The 22,508-nt window shown below is 39.3% G+C and carries 16 protein-coding genes, 1 tRNA gene and 1 pseudogene; 7 read left to right on the top strand and 11 right to left on the bottom strand.

Annotated elements, in window-relative coordinates; genetic code table 11:
• Window positions 1-368 precede the first annotated feature (368 nt).
• Window positions 369-1,622, top strand: a complete 1,254-nt coding sequence (gene tyrS / locus H5975_RS02395; protein WP_204784728.1) for a tyrosine--tRNA ligase — start codon at window positions 369-371, stop codon at window positions 1,620-1,622.
• Between the two features lie 269 nt (window positions 1,623-1,891).
• A complete protein-coding gene (trpS, locus tag H5975_RS02390) occupies window positions 1,892-2,908 on the top strand; it encodes a tryptophan--tRNA ligase (protein ID WP_178661171.1) in 1,017 nt (338 codons plus the stop codon).
• Between the two features lie 83 nt (window positions 2,909-2,991).
• On the opposite strand, the gene H5975_RS02385 is transcribed toward trpS, so the two are convergent.
• From H5975_RS02385 to H5975_RS02335, 11 genes and pseudogenes are all read right to left on the bottom strand, one after another.
• The gene (locus H5975_RS02385) at window positions 2,992-3,939 is read right to left on the bottom strand and encodes a sugar-binding transcriptional regulator (RefSeq protein ID WP_204784727.1); all 948 of its coding nucleotides are present in this window, start codon (window positions 3,937-3,939) and stop codon (window positions 2,992-2,994) included.
• Window positions 3,940-3,975: 36 nt separating this feature from the next.
• Window positions 3,976-4,620 (bottom strand): annotated as a pseudogene (gene deoC / locus H5975_RS02380) (deoxyribose-phosphate aldolase).
• Between the two features lie 148 nt (window positions 4,621-4,768).
• Window positions 4,769-6,277, bottom strand: coding sequence for a glutamate--tRNA ligase (gltX, locus tag H5975_RS02375; protein WP_178661165.1), 1,509 nt, complete (start codon window positions 6,275-6,277; stop codon window positions 4,769-4,771).
• Window positions 6,278-6,501: 224 nt separating this feature from the next.
• Complete coding sequence (locus H5975_RS02370; protein WP_204784726.1) at window positions 6,502-7,878, bottom strand: glutamate decarboxylase; 1,377 nt, start codon at window positions 7,876-7,878, stop codon at window positions 6,502-6,504.
• A 172-nt stretch (window positions 7,879-8,050) separates the two neighbouring features.
• A complete protein-coding gene (locus tag H5975_RS02365; RefSeq protein ID WP_204784725.1) occupies window positions 8,051-9,517 on the bottom strand; it encodes an amino acid permease in 1,467 nt (488 codons plus the stop codon).
• A gap of 159 nt (window positions 9,518-9,676) precedes the next feature.
• Complete coding sequence (locus H5975_RS02360) at window positions 9,677-10,204, bottom strand: TetR/AcrR family transcriptional regulator C-terminal domain-containing protein (RefSeq protein ID WP_204784724.1); 528 nt, start codon at window positions 10,202-10,204, stop codon at window positions 9,677-9,679.
• An 88-nt stretch (window positions 10,205-10,292) separates the two neighbouring features.
• A tRNA-Glu gene (locus H5975_RS02355) sits at window positions 10,293-10,365 on the bottom strand.
• Between the two features lie 58 nt (window positions 10,366-10,423).
• A complete protein-coding gene (locus tag H5975_RS02350; RefSeq protein WP_204784723.1) occupies window positions 10,424-11,593 on the bottom strand; it encodes an MDR family MFS transporter in 1,170 nt (389 codons plus the stop codon).
• 138 nt (window positions 11,594-11,731) lie between these two features.
• A complete protein-coding gene (serS, locus tag H5975_RS02345) occupies window positions 11,732-13,039 on the bottom strand; it encodes a serine--tRNA ligase (protein WP_204784735.1) in 1,308 nt (435 codons plus the stop codon).
• A gap of 289 nt (window positions 13,040-13,328) precedes the next feature.
• Window positions 13,329-16,445, bottom strand: coding sequence for an AAA family ATPase (locus tag H5975_RS02340; protein WP_204784722.1), 3,117 nt, complete (start codon window positions 16,443-16,445; stop codon window positions 13,329-13,331).
• Entirely contained in the window at window positions 16,446-17,570 is a 1,125-nt protein-coding gene (locus H5975_RS02335; protein ID WP_204784721.1) for an exonuclease SbcCD subunit D, read from the bottom strand.
• 313 nt (window positions 17,571-17,883) lie between these two features.
• Between H5975_RS02335 and H5975_RS02330 the strand changes: the two genes are divergently transcribed.
• The 5 genes from H5975_RS02330 to dltD are packed head-to-tail and all read left to right on the top strand — an operon-like array spanning window position 17,884 to window position 22,353.
• A complete protein-coding gene (locus H5975_RS02330; protein WP_178661144.1) occupies window positions 17,884-18,024 on the top strand; it encodes a teichoic acid D-Ala incorporation-associated protein DltX in 141 nt (46 codons plus the stop codon).
• Between the two features lie 14 nt (window positions 18,025-18,038).
• Window positions 18,039-19,568, top strand: coding sequence for a D-alanine--poly(phosphoribitol) ligase subunit DltA (dltA, locus tag H5975_RS02325; protein WP_204784720.1), 1,530 nt, complete (start codon window positions 18,039-18,041; stop codon window positions 19,566-19,568).
• Window positions 19,568-20,797 (top strand): D-alanyl-lipoteichoic acid biosynthesis protein DltB, encoded by a 1,230-nt coding sequence (dltB, locus tag H5975_RS02320; protein WP_204784719.1) that lies wholly within the window; start codon window positions 19,568-19,570, stop codon window positions 20,795-20,797. The genes dltA and dltB overlap by 1 nt, the downstream gene beginning before the upstream one ends.
• A gap of 28 nt (window positions 20,798-20,825) precedes the next feature.
• Window positions 20,826-21,065, top strand: coding sequence for a D-alanine--poly(phosphoribitol) ligase subunit DltC (gene dltC, locus H5975_RS02315; RefSeq protein ID WP_239459554.1), 240 nt, complete (start codon window positions 20,826-20,828; stop codon window positions 21,063-21,065).
• Entirely contained in the window at window positions 21,058-22,353 is a 1,296-nt protein-coding gene (gene dltD, locus H5975_RS02310; RefSeq protein ID WP_204784718.1) for a D-alanyl-lipoteichoic acid biosynthesis protein DltD, read from the top strand. Before dltC ends, dltD begins: the two co-directional genes overlap by 8 nt.
• Window positions 22,354-22,508 lie beyond the last annotated feature (155 nt).

Here is a 22,508-nt window from a genome sequence, read left to right as displayed (position 1 = left end):
AGTTAATGATAATTATACTGAATTCTCATAATCTGTCAACTCAAACTTTTAAAATCTCGTTAATTAAAAATTTCCAATCTTCTCCTTGACTTTTAATATAAATCATTGTTTAATGCAATCAACGGTTGATTAAAAGTCGAAGTAGCAACCTGATCACTGGCGAAGAGAGTTAGCGGCAATGTGAGAGCTAACGTATATTAGGTTTGTGAATTACAACTTAGTCACATAATCAACAATTTTATGAATATTGATAATTAAGGTACGTAACGTACGAAAATGGGTGGTACCACGGTTCACTTCGTCCCAAGGCTTGAGTGTCTTGGGACGTTTTTTATTTTCGTTGTTACCAAAACTGGAGGGATTAGGATATGAACATTGTCGATGAACTAGAATGGCGTGGAGCCGTCAACCAAGTTACTGATGAAGAAGGATTACGTAAACTAACCAGTGAAAAACAAATTAGTCTCTACTGTGGAACTGATCCAACAGGTGACAGTCTCCATATCGGTCACCTGATTCCATTTATGATGCTCAAACGATTCCAACTAGCTGGTCACCATCCTGTTATCATTATTGGTGGTGGTACCGGTGCAATTGGTGACCCTTCTGGTCGGAAGACAGAACGGACACTGCAAACAGAATCACAATTGGAACACAACAAACAGGCATTAACCGAACAAATGAAGAAATTGTTCGGAACTGAAAACTTTACCATCGTGGATAACTACACATGGCTTTCTAAGATCTCAATGATTGAGTTTTTACGAGATTACGGTAAATTATTCAACGTTAATACAATGTTGAATAAGGAAGTTGTTGCTAGTCGTCTTGATAATGGAATTTCATTTACGGAATTTACTTACCAAATCCTTCAAGCCGTTGACTTCCTGCACCTCTACCAGAATAATGATGTTCAACTCCAAATTGGTGGTTCTGACCAATGGGGGAACATCACTTCAGGAATCGATTTAATCCATAAAATTGAAGATCCTGAAACAAAGGTATTTGGCTTAACCATTCCATTGATGCTAAAGGCTGACGGGACCAAGTTTGGTAAAACTGCCGGTGGTGCTGTCTGGTTAGATCCAAAGAAGACCTCACCATACGAATTCTACCAATTCTGGTTAAACCAAGATGACCGGGACGTTGTTAAGTACCTGAAGTACTTCACCTTCCTAGACCAAGATCAAATCAATGATCTAGCAGAAAAGGTGAAGAATGAACCTTGGAAGCGAGAAGCCCAACGTACCCTCGCCCACGAAGTCACTAAGTTTGTTCATGGTGAAGCAGCAACGAAGCATGCTGAAGAAATTTCACAACTACTATTCAAGGGCAACATTCAAGATCTTACGACAGAAGATGTTGAACAAGCTTTCCAATCAACTCCATCTATTGACGTCTCAGCAGATGCTGCTAACATCGTTGATTGGTTAGTTGACACCAAGATAGAACCATCCAAACGTCAAGCCCGTGAAGATGTTAAGAACGGGGCCATTACTGTCAACGGTGAAAAGGTCACTGACGTTGATGCTGACATTAACCCTGCTGACCACTTTGATGGTAAGTACGTTGTCGTTCGTCGCGGTAAAAAGCACTACACTTTGGCCAAGGTTATCAAATAGGGGTTGCAAGATTTTTTAATTCAGTTACAATTTAAGTAATTCAATGACGTGGTAAATAGTAGCATAACCACCAACAGAGATGACTGACAACCGCTGAGAGAAGTCTACGGAAATGCGAAGTGGGACCACCAGAAGCAGTTAAATATTTTTAATGAGCGATGTACGTTTGTACATAAGATAGGTGGCACCGCGGTTAATCGTCCTATTTCCCAATCGGGAATTAGGGCGATTTTCTTTTTATCACAAAAGTTAAGAAAGGATTGATTATCATGACAGAAAAAAAAGTAATTTTAACAGGTGACCGTCCAACTGGTCATCTTCACATTGGTCACTACGTTGGTTCACTAAAAGAACGTGTTAAAATGCAAAACAGTGGTAAATACGATCCATATATTATGATCGCTGACCAACAAGCCTTAACTGATAATGCTCGTGACCCTGAAAAAATTCATAACAGTTTAATTCAAGTAGCACTGGATTACCTAGCAGTAGGGCTTGATCCTGAAAAGTCAACTATTTACGTTCAATCACAAATCCCTGCCCTGTCTGAACTAAACATGTACTTCTTGAACCTAGTTACTGTTTCCCGTTTGGAAAGAAATCCTACTGTTAAAGCAGAAATTCAGCAAAAGAACTTTAATCGTTCCATTCCAGCCGGTTTCTTAACTTACCCAGTCAGCCAAGCTTGTGATATTACCGCCTTCAAGGCTGAATTAGTACCAGTTGGTGATGACCAAGAACCAATGTTAGAGCAAGCCCGTGAAATTGTCCGGACTTTCAATTCCATTTATGGTGACGTCCTAGTTGAACCTGAAGGGGTATTCCCACCAAAGGGTCAAGGACGGATTCCGGGGTTAGACGGCAACGCCAAAATGAGCAAATCACTCGGTAACTGCATTTACCTTTCTGATGATGAAGACACTTTACGCAAAAAGGTGATGTCCATGTACACTGACCCTAACCACATTCATGTTGAAGATCCGGGCCAAGTCGAAGGTAACATTGTCTTCACTTACTTAGACATCTTTGATGATGACAAGGAAAAGGTTCAAGAATTAAAGGACCACTACCGTGCTGGAGGACTTGGTGACGTTAAAATCAAGAAGTACCTCTTTGAAGTTCTAAACAAGGAATTAACCCCAATTCGCGAACGCCGGCTTGAATTTGCTAAAGATATTCCAGCAGTTTATGACATGCTCCACAAGGGCTCTGAAAAGGCTAACCAGGTTGCCAACCAGACTCTTCATGAAGTTAAGGAAGCAATGGGTTTAAATTACTTTGAATAAGCATTAATAGAAACGAGCTCTCAGCATTATCAGAGCTCCAACTAAAAAAGTCATGGCAGATGAACTAGTCTGCCATGACTTTTTTAATCTTCATCGCGCATTAAGGCTTGCGCGTTTTGTAAATCAGTTACTAGAACATTGGCATATCCACCATTCAAAGCTGCTTTAATAGCTTGAAGTTTATTCATTCCTCCAGCTACCAAAATTGACTCACGAGTTGACTTAAGACGCTCTAGAGGTACTGCCATTGTTCGGTCAGATAACTTTGGATCAACAATCTGTCCCTGTTCATTAACAAATTGTGAAACAATGTCCCCAACTGCCGTTCGTTGTAACTTTTTAATTTCCGCAGGTGAGAGATAACCTAAGCTGAACAACGTTGAATTTGCTTCAGTCGTTCCGACGGTAAATACTGCAACATCGGTATGTTCAGCTGTCGTTACGATCTTCTCAATAAAGTGGTCCTGCATTACCATTGTCTTAATTTTGGCATTATCAAAAATTACTGGTAAAGGTAAAATTTGTGCCTGAGTATGGAAATTTTTATTAAATGCTTCGGTGACATTAACAACAAAATTATTGTGGGTAGAGTTGGCAACCGTTCCTTTTAAATAGACCACTTGAATATTTTTACGCTCACTTGGTTGTAAATACTTTCCAACCGCGTCTAAGGTTTGTCCCCAACTAACCCCGATAACATCATCATCACGAACTAACTGTGGTAACAACTCAGCCGTTGTTTTGCCAAGCGCATTCAAAATTCCTTGCGGATTGTTCTCAACTGGTTCCGCAATCTTAACCCGCTTTAAGTGATACATGTCCTTAATTTGCTGGCTGAGTGAACGCACATCACTAAGTGGATCATTAATTTGAACTTTAACAATTTGATGATCACGAGCAAACTGAATAGCTCGTGAAACCGTCGGCCGAGAAAGGTTCATCTGCCGTGCAATTTCTGCTTGAGTGATCCCCTTTAAATAATAAAGTTTACTAATCTCAACCGCCTGTTGAATCTGTTTTCGTGATGTCATCTTAGCATCTTCCTTTTATTCAGAACCGGTCCCCAATTATTCTTTACCAATTACCTTCATACTGTGGCTAACTCCCAGTCTTGTTGCACCAGCATTAACCATTGCTTCAACTTCTTCTTTGCTGTGAATACCACCTGAGGCCTTAACAGCAGTACCAGTTCCCTTAACAGCAGCTGCCATTACTTCAACAGCATGAACAGTTGCACCTTCCTTTGAGAATCCAGTAGAAGTCTTAACAAAGTCCGCACCAGCTTGAGCAGCAATCTTAGAAGCCTTAGTAATTTCGTCGTCGGTTAATAAGCAAGTTTCCAAAATAACCTTACCAGCTTTGTGACCAGCATCAACCACTGCTTGGATATCTGCCGCAATCTTATCTTCATGGCCAGACTTCATTTAACCAATGTTCATAACCATATCGATTTCGTAAACACCATGGTCAATATCATCTTCTGACTCAGCGACCTTAATCTTAGTAGTATTTGCTCCAAGAGGAAAGCCAATTACACAAGCAGTAACTACATCTGTACCTTCAAGGGCTTTGTGAACTTTTTCAACCCAGTAAGGATTAACCATTACTGTATGAAAATGATTATCAATGGCCTGCTTAATAACAGTGTCAATCTGATCCTCAGTTGCATCAGGGGTAAGTAACGTATGATCAATATAACGATTTAATTCCACGATTAAATTCCTCCTTCATGAATTTACAATTACATTATAAATCTTTGTTACATTATTTCAATAGCTTATGAAATAATGTAAACATATCAGAGAAAGTGTCATACAAAAAAGCGAAGCACGGAATGTGCTTCGCTTTCATCAATCATTATTAGTTTAATGCGGCAATAGCCTTGTCAAGAAGTTTAACGCTAGTTGCTACAGGGTAAACTGCCATGATTTCGTTAATTTGTGGTGCAGAACTCTTTCCAGTGAAGGCAATGTTCAATGGGAAGTAGAGCTTTTGACCCTTAACACCAGCATCTTTACCAACCTTCTTAATGAGGTCGTTGTATGCATCTGGAGTAGTGTCATCTGAAACACCATCAAGAGCTGCCTTAACACCGTTCAATACGGCTAAGGTATCATCTTTATCTAAGTCACCAAAGTCATCGTATGAAAGATCTTGGTCTAAGATGGTTGCATAGAACCATGCGTAGTCCATGATTTCAATTAACTTGTAAACATCACGTTGGTGAATGTGAACAACCTTCTTAAGTAATGCACGAAGGTCATCGTCACTCATCTTCAAGTCGTTTAACTTGTTAGCTTCTTCAGAATCATTTTCGTGAACTAAGGTCATAATCCGATCTACTAAGTCATCAACAGACATCTTCTTGATGTATTCACCGTTCATCCAATCAAGTTTGTGTTGATCGAAGTATGCAGGTGAGTTAGACATCCGGTTAGGATCGTAAGCCTTAATTAATTCTTCCTTAGAATAAATTTCCTTTTCGCCAACTGGTGACCAACCAAGGAATGCAATAAAGTTAAAGATAGCTTCCTTGAGGTAACCGTGACGGTGGTATTGGCTAATAAATTGTAACGTGTTCTTGTCACGCTTACTTAACTTCTTACCAGTAGCTGGGTTGAAGATTAAGGAAATGTGACAGAAGTGTGGGTGATCAACACCTAATGCTTCATATACCGCAATTTGCTTTGGAGTGTTGGCAATGTGGTCAGCACCACGAAGACAGTCGGTAATGTCCATTAAGTAGTCATCAATAACAACGGCAAAGTTGTAAGTTGGCATACCGTTGTTCTTTTCAATGACGAAGTCACCACCAAGGTTGTCAGAATTGAATGAAACATGACCTAAAGCCCAGTCATCCCATTCAAGGGTGTGATCCTTTGGTAAGTGCAGACGAACAGAAGGCTTGATGCCCTTAGCTTTAGCAGCGGCGATTTCTTCATCACTTGCATCATACCAGTGACCATCATATCGAGGAGTTTCACCCTTGGCCTTTTGTTCTTCACGCATCTTTTGAAGTTCTTCTTCAGTAGTGTAATCGTAGTAAGCTTTGCCTTCATCGATTAACTTTTGAACGTACTTGTGGTAAATACCTTCCTTGTTACGTTCAGTTTGATGGTATGGGGCATACTTAGGATTTGGCTTATCTGGACCTTCATCCCAGTCAACACCCAACCAGTGCAAGTTCTCCATCTGCGACTCTTCACCGTGTGGCACATTCCGTGCAATATCAGTATCTTCAATCCGAAGAACCATTGTTCCATTAAAGTGACGAGCAAACAGATAGTTAAAAAGTGCAGATTGTGCATTACCGATATGCAAGAAGCCTGTTGGACTTGGAGCATAACGTACTCTAACCTTTTTATCCATAGTAATATCCTCTCTCCATCAGAAATTAATCTTACGTAAAAATGGGCACCTTAGTGAATGTCCTACCCTAAGACTTATGACTATTTTACCATTGTGTAAGAAAAAAAGAAAGCATTATCAAAAAGTTTGTCTAATTACTTTATCGAAAAATGTTCAAAACACAAAAAAAGCATTTCGGAAATAATCCAAAATGCTTTTCTTTAACTATTTTATGAAACTAATAACTAGTTGAACTTCTTGTTTAAGTCAGCAATAGCTTGGTGAAGATCTTCAGCAAAGTCATCAGCAATAGTCATACTCATTCCTGGACGAACAACGATACGTTCAACAGTTTCGTCGTCACGGTCCTTTGGAAGTGGGTAAGCAGGAACTTGCCAACCGTATGAACGAAGGGCATCTTCCATGTCGTAAAGGTTCCACTTAACATCAGCATCGTCACGAAGCTTCCAAGTGTTGATTGGAAGAAGTGAACCATCAGTAATCATTTCGAAGTAACCAGTGTCCTTCAAAACTTCACTAATGTGAGTAGATACCTTACGTACGTTTTCCATAACGGCACGGAAGCCTTCCTTACCAAACCGGATCAAGTTGTAGTATTGACCTACAATGTGAGCACCGGAGTGTGAGAAGTTAATAGCGATTGAGTCAACTGAACCACCAAGGTATGGTACAGAGAACCGCATTTCCTTTGGAAGGTGTTCGTAGTCGTTCTTACGCCAAATAGTCCAACCTAAACCAGGGTAAACCATTCCGTACTTGTGACCAGAAACGTTGATTGAAGCAACGTTTGGAAGACGGAAGTCCCAAGGCTTGAAGCCGTCAACCCAAGGAGCGAAGAAGCCGTTGTAAGCAGCATCAACGTGGATCTTGATTGGCATGTCCTTGTGAGCTTCGTTGTACTTAGTTACTTCAGCATCAAGTGCTTGAACATCGTCGATTTCACCGGTGAAGGTGATACCAAAGACAGCAACAATACCAATGGTGTTTTCGTCAACCATTGACATAGCCTTCTTGATGTTAAGGCTTGATTCGTTAGAACCATGTTCCAACTTAACTTGACGCATTTCAACGTTCCAGTAAGTACAGAACTTTTCCCAAACAACTTGGTAACCAGAACCAATAATCATGTTTGGCTTGTGGTTGTGAAGGTCATCGATGTCGATGCCGTTAGCCTTAGCACGGTGCTTCCATGAGAATAACATGGAAAGTCCACCTAACATACATGCTTCAGAAGAACCAACGGTTGAAGTACCGATGAAGTCCTTACGGAACTTTTCATCTTCTGGAATACCCCACATGTGACCAATCATAGCAGCACAACGGTCTTCCATTGCGGCGGTCTTTGGGTATTCTGACTTATCAATAGCGTTAGTGTTCATAGCACTTGCCATTAACTTGTCAGCTTGTGGTTCCATTTGAGTAGAACAGAAGGTTGCCAAGTTTTGGTTAGCCTTTGCTTCGTTCAAACGGAAGTGTTGAATCAATTGTTCAGCAACGTTAGGGTTCATTGCCTTTTCTGGCATTTCTTCTTCTGGTAAGTGTTCACCAGATTCAACGCTACCTAACCAGTTTTGCTCTAAAGCGTTATCAATATCAGCCATATTAGTTTTCGGAATTAGTAGCCAACTAATTCCTTCCCCTCCTTTGAATAAAAACCTATAGCTACAAAATATATGACTACTACTTTTAAATTAGACAACTATACTTTTAGTTCCCCAATTCCCCCTTTCAGGGCTATTCAATCTGAGATATAGTCGTGTTTATTTTGTAAAATTAGTCTTCGTCGTAAAGACCTGCATCCTTAACGTCCTTAGTCCACTTAGCATGGTAACGAAGCATTACAAATGGAACTAAGAAGACAATTACGAACCCAACGACCAACAGCATCAGGTAAGTGTGTTGTTGTGCTACTGAGTAACCCTTTGGTGGGAAGAAGGTGACAATTAAGGCAAATGCAGTCAAGATGAAACCAACAATTGCGTAAAGGTTTTTCAAGAACTTAGAACGTGATGCAACCCAAGTCCGGTGTAAGTCGTCGTGACGGTTTACCAAACGGAAGTAAGCAGCAAACATCATTAAGTACATTAACATGTAGATGGCAACAGTTAAACTCATAGCAGTTTGGAAACTGATATCGTTCTTAGAACCACCAGCACCAAATGTTAACCATGCACCAACGATACATACGATGATACCTTGAAGAATCATGACGTTAGTACCGATACCGTTCTTGTTAGACTTAGCAAAACGTGCTGGAAGGTAACCCTTCTTAGCAGCTTCGTGCATACCAGCGTTAGGACCAACAACCCAACTACTAATTTCGGCAAGAACACCAAGCGCTAACAGAATACCAGTTAACCGTTGAACAAATTCACCAGACATGTGGAACATTGAAGCTAATGAACCGTAAGCAAATACGATACCATTACTCAATTGAATCTTGTCGTTAGGAATAGTAGCAGCGATTGACATAGAACCAATGATATCAGAGCAGATAGCAGCGATACATAATGCAAGCATAACCTTGGCGTATGCCTTAGGGTTCTTTAAGTTCTTAACGTGTGGAGCAGAACCTTCGGCACCACAGAATGCTAAGATAAATGGAACAAAACCAACTAGAACACTACCAGACCATGTTTGTGGGAAGATTGTGTGCCAGTTAATAGTAATTAACATGTGGTGTCCAGTTAACAGGTAAGCTGCAAACAGGAAGAGTAAGAAGAATACAGGAATAATAACACCGAGTGTGAATCCCCATTGTGCAATCTTACCAGTGAACTTAGTACCACGTTGTTGCAGTGCAATAAGTCCCCAAATAATGATTAAAATTAAAATGTAACGAATCCAAAGGTTGTCATACATTGCTGGTAAACTCAAACTTGCTGAGAAACAGGCAATGATGAACATCATCATGGTGTTCATACCAACAGTAATGTGGACCCATTGATAGAACAAAGCCGTGAATCCAGAATTTTCACTGTACATTTGACCAACCCAGGTGAAAACACCACCCTTGGACCAGCCATCAACTGATGCCATTTCACCAGCGGCACGAGTAACTGGTAAGAACCATAAAATACCAGCTAAGAACAGGAAGAAGAACGCCGTAGCGCCTTGCTTAGCGAATGAAGCGAAACCATAAACGGTCATAACCATTGAAGTGGTCATTGAGAACAATTGGAAACCAGTAATTTGGTTAACCGCTTTTAGGTCTTTGGCTTCTTGTTTATTTTCAGCCAAAATAATCCATCTCCTACATTTATTGACTGTTATCATTTGAGCGCTACTAATGATAGCAGGAATAACAAATTAATCAGGGATCCTTTAATCTGATTACAGTTTTATTGTAAACGTTCCCTAAAAAAGATGGTACATACACTTTTGAAAAAGTGTATGAATTTAGAACTCTGAAAATAAACGGTCCACACTTTCTGTAGATGATGGAAACGTTTTCGATAGTAAAATAGACGGTTCATCGTTCATTCCTTTTTTTATCCATTCAATAATAATGCCGTGAACACCGTAGGCAAAGAACTGAGCACCCTTATCAAGAGTATCAGTTTTCTTTTTGCCTTCACTTTGTAAAATAAACTCATTTAGTGCAGTATCCAAAAAAGAGCTCAAAAGTGAATAACCTTGATCTCCATATGTAATATGAATAATTGCTTCTTTATGTTTACGAATTACATCAAGCAAATTTAAAAGATGTTGTTGAAGGTTAGTAGAACCATCTCGTTCTGCTAGGAGTTTTCCCCATTGCTGAAGGTAAAAAGTTAAGCATTGATACTTATCAGAAAAATAATAGTAAAAAGTTTGTCGTTCAACTTGGGCATGTGAGGCAATATCTTTTACTGAAACGGACTCAAAATATTTTGTCTCGCTAAGATCAAAAGCGCTGCGTCCTAACAAATTCTTTGTCGATTTCATTTATATACTCCTATATTCTCCATAAGCTCATAAATGTGATGAATTCGTAAAAAAAGGCTACTTGCAATTACAAGTAGCCTTTTACTAATGACCCGTGCGAGATTTGAACTCACGTTACCAGCGTGAAAGGCTGGTGTCTTAACCAACTTGACCAACGGGTCAATTCCTTTTGACATCTATAATAATATCATAGGTCAAAAAAAATACAACCCTTTTCGACTAAATTTTTTTACTTTTTTTTGATCGTGTCAAAAAAGCCACTATTATCAAGGTTAAGAACATCATTAAGCTAACTGTGAGAAAAAGAATTTCATAATTGAAATGGTCGATAATTAATCCACCATACAATGGCCCAATGGCTCGACCGATTGACATTGCAACGTTTGGCAGTCCTTGGTAGTGTCCTGTTTCACTCGGATCAGTTAACTGGTCAATATAAGCCGGAACAGCTGGAATTCCTGTCATCTCTCCAATCGTTAAAATCAAGAAATCAATGACAAACATCGTAAAAGTACGTGCAAAAATAAGTAGAATGAACGAGCTCGCAAATATCGCCAGCCCCCAAATGATTTGATTACGGACATTTATGTAGTTTGCTAATTTATTTACTAGCGGTTGACCAACCATAATGACACCACCATTGATCGTCCATAAAAGACTGTAAGCAAAAAATGGGATATGCATATTGGTTATACGTACCGACATCACTGTCTCCCACAAAACATAACTAAGATAAATTGTCATCAAACATGTACAAATAGCATAAACAATATGTACGTTATGTGAACTGCTTCGATGAGTTTCTTTCTCTAATTGGTGAGCATGTGCTTGATGATCAAGCGGAACGTTAAAGAATAGGACAGTAATTAATAGAAAAAGTCCGTAAAAAACTGCAGTGGTCGTAAAAACTATCGAAGAACTAATAGGAAGTAATACACCTACTAATAATGTACCAATGACCACCCCAACATTCATCGCCATATACAACATATTGAAAACGTATCTAGTAGATTGTCCCTTAACTTTAGTTCCATACGAATTAATTACGGTAATACTAGAACCATCCGCAAAACTAATCACACATAACCAAACTGCGAAGAATGGCCAATTATGCAGAAAAATTAGTAACACTGCTGAAATCGTCGCAAAAATCACCGGGATGACTGCCGCTTGGTACGGATTCCAACGGTCATAGAGGTACCCGCCCAAATAGTTACCGGCCATCATACACAACGACATTACAAACATAACTACTCCCGCAACGGTCATTGATTCGCCAAGATATTCGTGCATGTAAACAGTTGTCAACGGCCATAGCAAAGCAGCTCCCGTATTGTTTAATAGACTAGCGGCCACAATCCATTTTAACTTCAGGGTTTTTGATTGCATTGTGATCTCCTTCTACTATATAAAATTAAAAAATGACGCCAACATAGTGGCGTCATTTTTATTAAACTGTCATCGCCACGAGTTTGCTAATTACATGTTTAGTGTAACATAGCGCTCTCGCTTACCAAAGGCAGTAATTTATTTATTAAGTTTATTCCGGAATGGAACCGCGTTTTCCTTAGTAATCTTAGTAATACCATGCATATATGGAACTAGTACATCAGGAATCGTTACAGAACCGTCAGCGTTTTGATAATTTTCAAGAATAGCTGCAACCGTCCGACCAACAGCAAGACCAGAACCATTCAAAGTATGAACGTAATGAAGCTTGCCATCAGCATCACGATATTGAGTGTGCATCCGCCGTGCTTGGAAGTCTAAACAGTTGGAACAACTTGAAACTTCACGATACTTGTTTTGGGCAGGCATCCATAATTCCAGGTCATGAGTCATTGATGCAGTAAAGCTCATGTCACTCGTGGTTAATGTAATAACGTGGTATGGCAAACCAAGCTTCTTCAAAATGTTTTCAGCATTGGCTGTCATTTTTTCAAGTTCATCCCATGAATCTTCCGGCTTAGTGTACTTAACCATTTCAACCTTGTTGAATTGGTGCATCCGAATTAACCCACGGGTATCACGACCAGCTGCTCCAGCTTCTGAACGGAAACAAGGGGTCAGGGCAGTTACATAAACTGGTAGTTCCTTTTCAGGAATAACGTCTCCACGATAATAATTGGTCAATGGCACTTCGGCAGTTGGAATCAATGTCATGTCTTCGCCGTTAACTTGGTATACGCCTTCCTTAAACTTAGGGAACTGGCCAGTTCCGTACATTGATTCAGCATTAACAATGTATGGAGGTAGAACTTCGGTATAACCATCGTTCATGTGTTCATCCAGCATGAAGTTGTAAACGGCCCGTTCTAATTGAGCACCTAATCCTAAGTAGTAAACAAAGCGGGCACCTGATACCTTACGAGCTCGATCAAAATCAAGAATACCAAGGTTTTCACCAACATCCCAGTGATGTTTAGGTTCAAAATCAAAATCACGAATTTGACCAACCTTGCGTAATTCCACAGAGCCTTCTTCAGTTAGGCTAACTGGCACACCTTCATTTGGTACGTTTGGCAGGCGTGACATCTTATCATAAAAGACCTTGTCGTTAGCATCTACTTGTTCATCTAAGGCTTTGATTTGATCACCAAGATCACGAGTTTCTGCAATGGCTTCGTCTGCTGATTCACCATTCCGCTTAGCTTCACCAATCTTCTTAGAAGCTTCATTACGTTGTGCCTTTAATGTTTCCACTTTTTGCAGTAAATCACGACGCTTTTGGTCTAATTCTAAAACTTCATCAATTTCTTCAGCTTTAACTCCACGAGTAGCCAGCTTTTCCTTAAACCAGTCTGGTTGGCGACGAATCTTCTTAATATCTAGCATATTGTCTCCTCCAATCAAAAAGAGCCACTTCATCCTCAAAATTTTGGGACGAAATGGCTCTGGTTCCGCGGTACCACCCAAGTTTGGCATTAATATGCCACCCTCGAAATGGATAACGGCCATTCACCGTGCGGCATTACCCGCCCACATTTCATGCACCGGAGTTTCGATCGGCAACTCTCACCAGCCGTTGTCTCTCTGATGATCTACTTAAAATGCACCCGTGTTTAATATTCGAGTTAATCATATTACATTAAATTTAAATTAGCAATCCTTAATTTAAATTAATTTAGAGATTATTAATCTCATGTGGATACTTAACGTGACTTACCCCGTTTTGAGAAATAACTTGTAATTGATTTGGCACTTGATTCTCTAATTCTGTAACATGACTAATTATTCCAATCATTTTATAACCTTTGATAGTCTGCAATGCGTTTAGCGCCTGATTTAACGCATCCTGATCTAAGGATCCAAAACCTTCATCAATAAATAATGCATCCACTTGGATCCCACCGCTACGTTCTTGGATAACTTCTCCCAAACCAAGAGCAAGCGCCAAAGAAGCCATAAAGCTTTCACCGCCTGATAGGGTTCTAACGCTACGTTCTTGACCTGCGTTGTCATCATAAACATTAATTTCTAGGCCGCTCCACTTTGTACCATTACCCTTTGCCTGATCATCGCTTAATACAAATGCATAGCGTCCATTAGTTAATTTGTCCAGGCGTTCATTGGCAACACGTAGCACCTCGTTCAGGTAGTTCTGGAGAACATAACGCTCTAAGCTTAATTTACTATCAGTGTTCCCATTCATAACATCACTAATGGTTTGTAAATCTTGAATTTTCTTTAATTCATTGCTTTGTTGACGGTGAATTCTAATGACTTGTTGGTAAATATCTTGTAATGACTGCAAATTACCTTGTAGCTCACCCTTTTTCTGTTGTCCCTCGGACATCTGGTGTTGTAGCATTGCTAACTGTTTTTGAGTCTGATCAATATCAGGTAAGGACTGTTCGCCAATTTGATCATTCAACCTTTGAAGCAATGAATCTAGTTGCGTGCACTTAGTTTGATATTCTTGCCATTGTCGTTGCATCGCTGGTAATTGTTTAACTTTTTTGTTGGATTGTTTCCAAAAAGTCCAATCTTGATCAGCAGAATATTTTTTCAACGCTAAGGAAAGTTCCTTTTTTAAGTCTGCGGACTGATCTTGATAATCCTTAATAGAAGACTGGTTATCCGTTATTAATTGGTGGATTGTAGCAATTTTTTCGTTGATAGCCGTCAGTTGCTGCTGGACATCTTTTTGCTGTTGATCAAATTTATCAATTTTCTTTTGCCATTTATTTAGCTGAGCTTCTGCTTCGTGCTGATCAGCATATGCTACTGGTAAATTATCAATAATTGTTTGCAGATTTGCTCTTGTAGCTGTCTGTTTTTCATTAGCATGATTAAATTCAGCTTTCGCATCTTCAAGTTTTGCCTTCGTATCCTCAACCGTTTGTTGTAGCTTTACTTTTGTTGATTTGTATTGTTGCTGCAATTTCAAATGACTTTGCAATTCCTTTTCTTGGCTTTGGACTTTCTGACGTAATTCATCAACTGTTTGCTTTAGATTGGTCGCTGTTGAAGAGTCAGCCCCCATAATATCGTTGATTTTATGTAATTGTTGATCCATCATTTTTGTCTCACGGCTTTGCTGATGTTGCCATTCTTCTAACCGTGATTGTTGAGTAGCATGTTTTTGTTGGATCTTCATCAAAGCTTCATTAGCCTTATCGACCTCTTCACTAGAAACTTCATCTTGTTGATCGTTAATCGGAGCTGGATGGGGGTGTTCTTTCGATCCACATACCGGACAAGGACTTCCTGGTTTGAGGTCTTGAACTAATCGGGCAATTTCATTACGGGCATGCACATCCTTGAGGTCTTCATAACGTTGACGGGCATTCTCCATTTGAGTGTCGATTTCACTTAGGTGGTCATTGCCGGTATCAATTTGTGCTTTCAATTTATCAAATTGTTTTTGATGTCGGCTGTATTCATAAAAAAGCGATTCAACATTTTCTAACTGATGCTTCTGTTTTTCCTGAAAGATGCTCTCTTCCGTGAGATCTCCCAGGTCACTTATTTGATTATCAATTTGTTCTAACTGTTGTTTACTGTCTTGGATGGTCGTTTGGTATTTTGTTAAAGTAGCCTGCTGCTTTTCAATACCAGCCTGTTGTTTGGCTACAAGCGAAACTAGCTGGGCCTTTTTTTCGTACTGTGGCAATAAGTTTTTGAGGACCGTTTCTTGCTCTCTAATTTTATTAATTTTAGTTTGCCGTCCTTCTAGCCGACTATTATTTGTATTCAGTTCCTTTTGATGACTTCTCAATTGATCCAGCAGTGATTCGTTTTCCTGCAGTTTCCTTTGTTCATGATGTACAGCGTCTTTTGCATGAAGGTAGTCAAGATAGGCCTTCTGATGTTCCTGAAACCAAGTTAAATGATTAATTTCATTATTTAACCTTTTCATTTGAGGAGACTGTTGTAATAATTCATCTAATTCATCTTGCTTCTGTTTTCGTTCATTAAAAGCGTCAACTAATCTTTGCTGATGGTCGATTTTTTGATTCAAACTTGTTGTTTGCTTTTGAAGTTGCTCTATTTCCCGGGAAATATTCCCTACTTTTTCCTGCTGTTCTTCTATTATTTGTGAGGCGCCTTTTAACCATTCATCATTTGACAATCCAGGATCAACATTAGGAAAGCTTTCTTTAATAGTGATCATCTTAGTTGTTATTGTTTGATGTTGTTTTTTCTGAATTGCCAAACGATCTTTCAAAACTTGCGCCCACTTTTGATACAAGCTGGTATTAAAGAGATCCCTTAGTAAAGTTTCCTTATCATTACTACTCGACTCTAGGAATTGACGGAATTTTCCCTGGGGCAGTAACACGATTTGTTTAAACTGGTCACGGGTTAAATTCAACAGCTTCTCAATAAAATCGTTAGCAACACTAATCTTACTAATCTCCGTTGGCTGCTCATCCTCCAATGGATAAATCAGGCTGACTTTAGTACTGTGTTCCACTATCTTATTTCCACGACCAAGGAGGGCTTGTTTTGGTTTACGAGTGACCTCATATGTTCTTCCTTGATGTTCAAATATGAACGTTACACTCGTTTCTTGATCATTAGGAGCAAAATCTGATCGTAATGCTGCTGCATCACGATCCTGATCGTTAGTAGTTTGTCCAAACAAGGCATAGCACATTGCATCAAAGATGATAGTTTTTCCGCTTCCGGTGTTACCACTCACTAAAAAGACAGCCGTCCCTGTTAATTCGCTGAAGTCGATGGTTTCATTTTTATACGGCCCAAAATACCGCATTGTTAGGCTTACCGGTTGCATTTAATCATTCTCCTTCATTACTTCTTCAAGCGTTTTCCGCATTATTTTCTCCTGTTCTGCACTCATCTCAGTACCAATAGTTTGCTGAAAGAAGTCTTCAAATAATTTATCTGGAGACAACTGGGTTTTGGTTGATTGCTGATGTCTCTTGGGGTCACTAAAACCATATTTACGACTCAGGCTTAGAATTTGCGGATAATATTGACGTAACCGATTCATCACATCTGGAATGATTTCCCGATCTGTTAACTTAATTGCATAGTAATCATCTTTTGCGTAATTTTTAGCAAATTGTTCATTAGTTAACGTATCCATCGAATCCTCCAGAACATGAATGTCATGAACTGGCTTTAATGGTACCCACTGTATTTCAAATGGATCTGTATCCACGATCCACACGCCCTTCTCCATAGGAGCCTCAGAAACCGAAAGCTTCATTGGTGAACCACTATAGCGTACTCGTTCTTCATGAAGTGCGTTTTTGTTATGTAAATGACCCAAAGCAACATACTCAAAATCTTTTAAAATATCAGTATTCACCGCACTCAGACCCCCGACTTCGATCATCGTTTCGGATTCAGCAGTCCGTTTACTACCAGCAGCAAAAAAATGAGCTACTAGAACATGTTGTGATTGTGGATCAAAAGATTCCTTCATTTTCGTAACAATCTTTTGCATTGCCGTATTAATATTTTGAATATGATCATCCGCAAAATAATTACGAACTTCCTGAAGGCCGAAAAAAGGTAATAAGAAAAACTGAGTATCTTTAATATTTATAGGATGAAAAGCATCACTAAAATTCGTATTTAAATAAAAATCATTATTCACAAACCACTGGTGACCTATTCCGAGGCGGGTAGCAGAATCATGATTACCACTAATAGCTAAAACCGGTAAATGTTCTTTAATATTCAGAGTTGCTAACTCTTTGGTAAGTTCTTGAATTGCGGCTTCACCGGGAATGGTTCGATCATATAAATCCCCCGCAATTACAACTGCATCAACCTGTTTATCCTGGGCTATTTTACGAATTTCTTGAAAGGTGGCATGTTGATCCGCCAATAAATTGTATCCAGCCAGATTCTTACCGATATGCCAATCACCTGTATGTAAAAAACGCATCCCGTCATTTCCTCCAAACATTTGTTTGTGTTTAAAGCTAATTATAGCAAAGTCCATTTATTCATGAGTATCAATTATTTTCTTTTTTTCATCGACTTTTTGTAATTCTACAATTTAGTTAAAATGTCAACCTCTAAGTCGCTAAAATTCGTTTACACTCCCTTGTTTCATGCGGTATAATATCGGTTGATATTCTTTAAAAATAGGTAAATTAGATTCAAACTAATTTACTTCATTGGCAAAGATTATATACTGATTATGCGTATAGATGGATCACAAATGAATAGCTATCAAGAAAGGACGGATTAATTTAATGATTAAAGCGCTCAAAGAGCATCCTGCCTCTTCGTTCATATTAAAGACGCTTTTCTATTTCATTGTGCTAGTTGCCTTAATTTACCTTTATGGTTATTTTGGCGCTGGACAAGCCCCATTCATTTATAACGAATTTTAATGGAGGAAAGAGTTTTGGTTACAAACATTGTTCCAGAAATTGATCAAGTGGTTAAGCAACATCTCGACAAAGTGTATTTTGACGAAATGGGCACTACCCATACATATCAAGACTTGTTAGATGCTTCAAATTCATTTGCTGCTTGGTTAGATAACAGTAATATTCCAGCCGGCAGTCCCATTATGTTCTATGGGGATCATCAATTTGAAATGGTCGCTGGCTTCTTAGGTGGCTTAAAGTCAGGACATGCTTATATTCCAGTTGAAACTGGCTCTGCGCTACCACGAATGCAATCGATTATTAACACCGCTAAGCCTAAATTGGTCGTGGCTGTCGATGATTTTCCTGACCAAGAGCTTGACTATGATGGTCAAATCCTCAACCTATTTGAATTACAAAAGATTATGGCTAATCACACGCCATACTCATTAGACCATGAAGTTAAAGGGGACGAACCTTTCTACATTCTCTTTACTTCTGGTACAACTGGTTCTCCAAAGGGAATCGAAATCAGTGCCAACAACATCACTACTTTTGCTAACTGGATGCTTGGTGATGACTTCAAATTACCAAGGGAAGCAACTTTCCTAGGACAACCACCATTCTCATTTGACATTTCCCATTTTTACTGGTTAGTAGGAATGTTATCTGGGGCAACAGTCAAAGCTATCCCGGTCAAAGTTGTGCAAAACTTTGGACAACTTTTCAAGGTCCTACCTGACTTAAAGATTAATGTCTTCTTTGGTACTCCTTCTTTTGCCGAACTATTATTATTAAGTCCGGATTTCAATGCTGAGAAGATGCCTGACCTACAAAAATTTGTTTTCTGTGGTGAAGAATTGACAGTATCCACCGTCAAACGGTTATTCCAAAAGTTCCCAGATGCTCACATTTACAATACTTATGGTCCAACCGAAGCCACTGTTGCCGTTACTAGTTGTGAGATCACCAAGGACATGTTAAAGGACGCCAAGCGGCTACCAATTGGTTACGACAAACCTGGTGTTACCACTACTATTTGGGATGGTGACAAACAAATTACCGAACCTGGTAAGCATGGCGAAATTATTATTTCAGGTGATAGTGTAGCTGCTGGTTACCTAAATAACCCTGAAAAGACTGCTAAAAACTTCTTCAAGTTTAACGGTCAACAATCATACCGAACTGGTGATGCTGGTTACATTACAGCGGATGGATTACGCCATATCATTGGAAGAATGGATTTCCAAATTAAGCTTCACGGTTTCCGTGTTGAACTTGACGAAGTTCGTTCCAGTTTGGAACTCAGTGAATATATTAAGCAAGCAGTTGCCGTTCCAAAATATGATAAGAATGGCAAGGCAACTCACCTCATTGCTTACGTAATCGCCCAACCAAACGACTTTGATTCCGATGCTGAACTCACCAAGGCAATTCGTGATAGTTTAAAGGATAAGATCATGGATTACATGATGCCAACCCAGTTTATCTATGTTGACAGTTATCCAACTTCAGCCAACGGTAAAATTGCCGTTAAGGAACTGATCGCGGAGGCTAATAAATAATGATTAATTGGTTTGCAAGTTTACCTAATTTTTCAGCGTATGGTACGCCTACCTATTTTATTTACCTTCTGTTAGCATTGGTTCCACTGGGAATTGGTCTTTACTTTGGTAAACGATTTGAATGGTATGAAGCATTAATTAGTTTTGTTTTCATCTTCTTCATGTTTGATGGACAGGACTACCGACAAGCCTTATCACTGATCGTTTATATCATTTATCAGACATGTCTGGTAATGTGGTACTTCCATTATCGGCAAAAGAAAAACAACAGTTTAGTATTTTACATAACAGTTGTTCTATCACTACTAACGATCATCATCGTGAAGTTTACGCCTGCAATGGTTGGTCATAACTCCCTGCTTGGTTTCTTAGGGATTTCATACCTAACATTCCGAGCTGCAGGAACGATTATTGAAACGCGAGATGGTGCCGTTAAAGACATTAATTGGTGGAAGTTTATCCGGTTTATGGCATTCATGCCAACTATTACTTCTGGTCCAATTGACCGTTATCGTCGATTCTCAAAAGACTATAAAAAAGTCCCAAGTCGTGAAAAGTACTTGAGCATGTTGCAAAAAGCAGTACTGTACCTATTTATCGGATTTGTGTACAAATTCGTAATTGACTACTTCTTTGCGCAACGCTGGCAGCCATTCTTTGAACAACAAGCAATGGCCCATGCCCCTCACTTATCATGGTGGGTAGTCGGAGTCGCCTATGTCTATACCGGTAACCTTTACTTTGACTTTGCCGGTTACTCTCTGTTTGCAGTGGCCATTAGTTACATCATGGGTGTCGAAACCCCAATGAACTTTAATAAGCCATTCCTTTCCAAGAACATTAAAGAGTTCTGGAATCGTTGGCATATGTCTTTATCATTCTGGTTCCGTGATTACATCTTCATGCGGTTCGTTTTCCTTGCTACTAAGAAACGGTGGTTCAAAAACCGTAATGTACTGTCTTCTCTAGCCTACATGTTAAACATGGTTGTCATGGGATTCTGGCATGGTGTAACTTGGTACTATATCCTTTATGGTTTCTTACATGGATTAGCATTGGTTATCAATGATTGGTGGTTGCGTTATAAGAGAAAGCACTACCACATTAAGACCACTAAGTTCACCAAGTTTATTGCTGGATTCATTACTTTTAATTTCGTAGTCTTTGGCTTCTTAATCTTCTGCGGTTTCTTGAACACGCTGTGGTTCAATCCCGCAGGAATGAAGTAAATTATTATTTTAATTTGGAGGAATTATCATGAAAGAACAAATTCAAGATTTATTAGCACAAGCAACTGGTCGTGACGCAAGCGATTTTTCTGACACTTCCGCTGACTTATACGCTGATGGCCTTTTAGATTCAATGGCAACTGTTCAATTCTTACTTTCATTACAAGATGAATTTGATATTCAAGTTCCAGTTTCCGAATTTGACCGGAGTGCTTGGAGTTCTGTTGACAAGATTGCTGATCGGGTAAAGGAATTACAAAATGACTAACAAGAAAAAACTGTGGTCAATTTTTGGCCCAGTGATTGTCGCTGCCATCCTGGTCTTGGTATTCTTTTGTCTCCCATGGTCAGGACACCACTCAGCCAAAACCGAGCAACGGGCCGCTGTTTCTTTAAGTCCAACGGTATTTAAAAACCGGTCGTTGAAAGTTCAAGCCCTTAGTGGCAAACATACCAAGTATGTTCCTTACTTTGGCTCGAGTGAATTTAACCGAATGGATCGTTATCATCCGGCTGTGATGGCTGCTAAGTACCATTCCTACCGTCCATTTATGTTTGGTTCACGGGGAACTCAATCATTACCACAACTATTTAATATGGCAATGATGTCCGATCAAATGCAAAATAAAAAAGCAGTTTTCGTCATTTCCCCACAATGGTTTGTTAAACGAGGCGTTATGCCATCAGCCTTCAAGTACTATAATGGTGCCTATGCTAACTTAACGTGGCTTCAAAAGGCTAATCCAAATTCACCATACGACCGTTATACTGCTAAGCGGTTAGTTCAGTTGCTTGGTGACAATGGCTCAGTCGTTAGTTATGCCGATAAAATTAGTAAAGGGAAATCCCTCAATAATTGGGATCGGTTTGTGATTCGCACCAAGTTAACCTTACTGCATCATGAAGATAACCTCTTTTCAGGGTTCTTCATCAAGGATAACTATGATACACGAATCAAACCAAAGACAAAACTATTACCAGAACAATTAAACTATGCTGATTTGTCCGCTACTGCTATTAAGCAACATGATCGAGCATCAAATAATAACCGTTTTGGTGTCTTGAACGCGTTCTACAACAAACGAATGCGGGGTCAAATCAAGAAGACAGCTGGATCACAAAAGCGTTTTGACTATACTAAATCTCCAGAATATGGAGACTTAGAAGTCGTGCTAAATCAATTACAGAAGACTAATACTAATGTCATCTTTATGATTACGCCTGTTAACGCTAAGTGGGAAAAGCACACTGGTATGTCTATGCCAATGTATTACCGGACTGTTCGGAAGATTAAAACTCAATTACGTTCCCAAGGCTTTAACAACATCATTGACTACTCTCACAAGGGTGGTCAAAATGGGTTTATGCAAGATACCATCCATATTGGATGGGCCGGTTGGGTTGATTTTGACCGTCAAACTGCTCCATTCTTGGAAAAGAAACAACCACAGCCAAATTACCACATGAATGATGCATTCTTATCTAATGAATGGCTAAACCTTAATCCTACTAAGGCTAACATTCAACAATTTAAGTCAGACCATCATTTGAAATAATGGCATGATTTGAAGTTCAATAGAAAAAGATCCGTTTAGAGTTTGAAGGCTCTACATCATTTAGTGTTGGTTTAACAAAATCGTGAAATTTTCGCTAAATTGGTATAGTTTTACGAGTTACATACTTTTAGGGTATGTGACTCTTTTATTTTACT

It is taken from the genome of Limosilactobacillus coleohominis (assembly GCF_016901675.1).
Classification (GTDB): domain Bacteria; phylum Bacillota; class Bacilli; order Lactobacillales; family Lactobacillaceae; genus Limosilactobacillus; species Limosilactobacillus intestinavium.
This window is presented reverse-complemented; position numbering and strand designations above follow the sequence as displayed.

Coding starts and splice junctions, on each gene's coding strand:
- tyrS (WP_204784728.1), top strand. CDS start 369: ATGAACATTGTCGATGAACTAGAATGGCGTGGAGCCGTCAACCAAGTT.
- trpS (WP_178661171.1), top strand. CDS start 1,892: ATGACAGAAAAAAAAGTAATTTTAACAGGTGACCGTCCAACTGGTCAT.
- H5975_RS02385 (WP_204784727.1), bottom strand. CDS start 3,939: ATGACATCACGAAAACAGATTCAACAGGCGGTTGAGATTAGTAAACTT.
- gltX (WP_178661165.1), bottom strand. CDS start 6,277: ATGGATAAAAAGGTTAGAGTACGTTATGCTCCAAGTCCAACAGGCTTC.
- H5975_RS02370 (WP_204784726.1), bottom strand. CDS start 7,878: ATGGCTGATATTGATAACGCTTTAGAGCAAAACTGGTTAGGTAGCGTT.
- H5975_RS02360 (WP_204784724.1), bottom strand. CDS start 10,204: ATGAAATCGACAAAGAATTTGTTAGGACGCAGCGCTTTTGATCTTAGC.
- H5975_RS02350 (WP_204784723.1), bottom strand. CDS start 11,593: ATGCAATCAAAAACCCTGAAGTTAAAATGGATTGTGGCCGCTAGTCTA.
- serS (WP_204784735.1), bottom strand. CDS start 13,039: ATGCTAGATATTAAGAAGATTCGTCGCCAACCAGACTGGTTTAAGGAA.
- H5975_RS02340 (WP_204784722.1), bottom strand. CDS start 16,445: ATGCAACCGGTAAGCCTAACAATGCGGTATTTTGGGCCGTATAAAAAT.
- H5975_RS02335 (WP_204784721.1), bottom strand. CDS start 17,570: ATGCGTTTTTTACATACAGGTGATTGGCATATCGGTAAGAATCTGGCT.
- H5975_RS02330 (WP_178661144.1), top strand. CDS start 17,884: ATGATTAAAGCGCTCAAAGAGCATCCTGCCTCTTCGTTCATATTAAAG.
- dltB (WP_204784719.1), top strand. CDS start 19,568: ATGATTAATTGGTTTGCAAGTTTACCTAATTTTTCAGCGTATGGTACG.
- dltC (WP_239459554.1), top strand. CDS start 20,826: ATGAAAGAACAAATTCAAGATTTATTAGCACAAGCAACTGGTCGTGAC.
- dltD (WP_204784718.1), top strand. CDS start 21,058: ATGACTAACAAGAAAAAACTGTGGTCAATTTTTGGCCCAGTGATTGTC.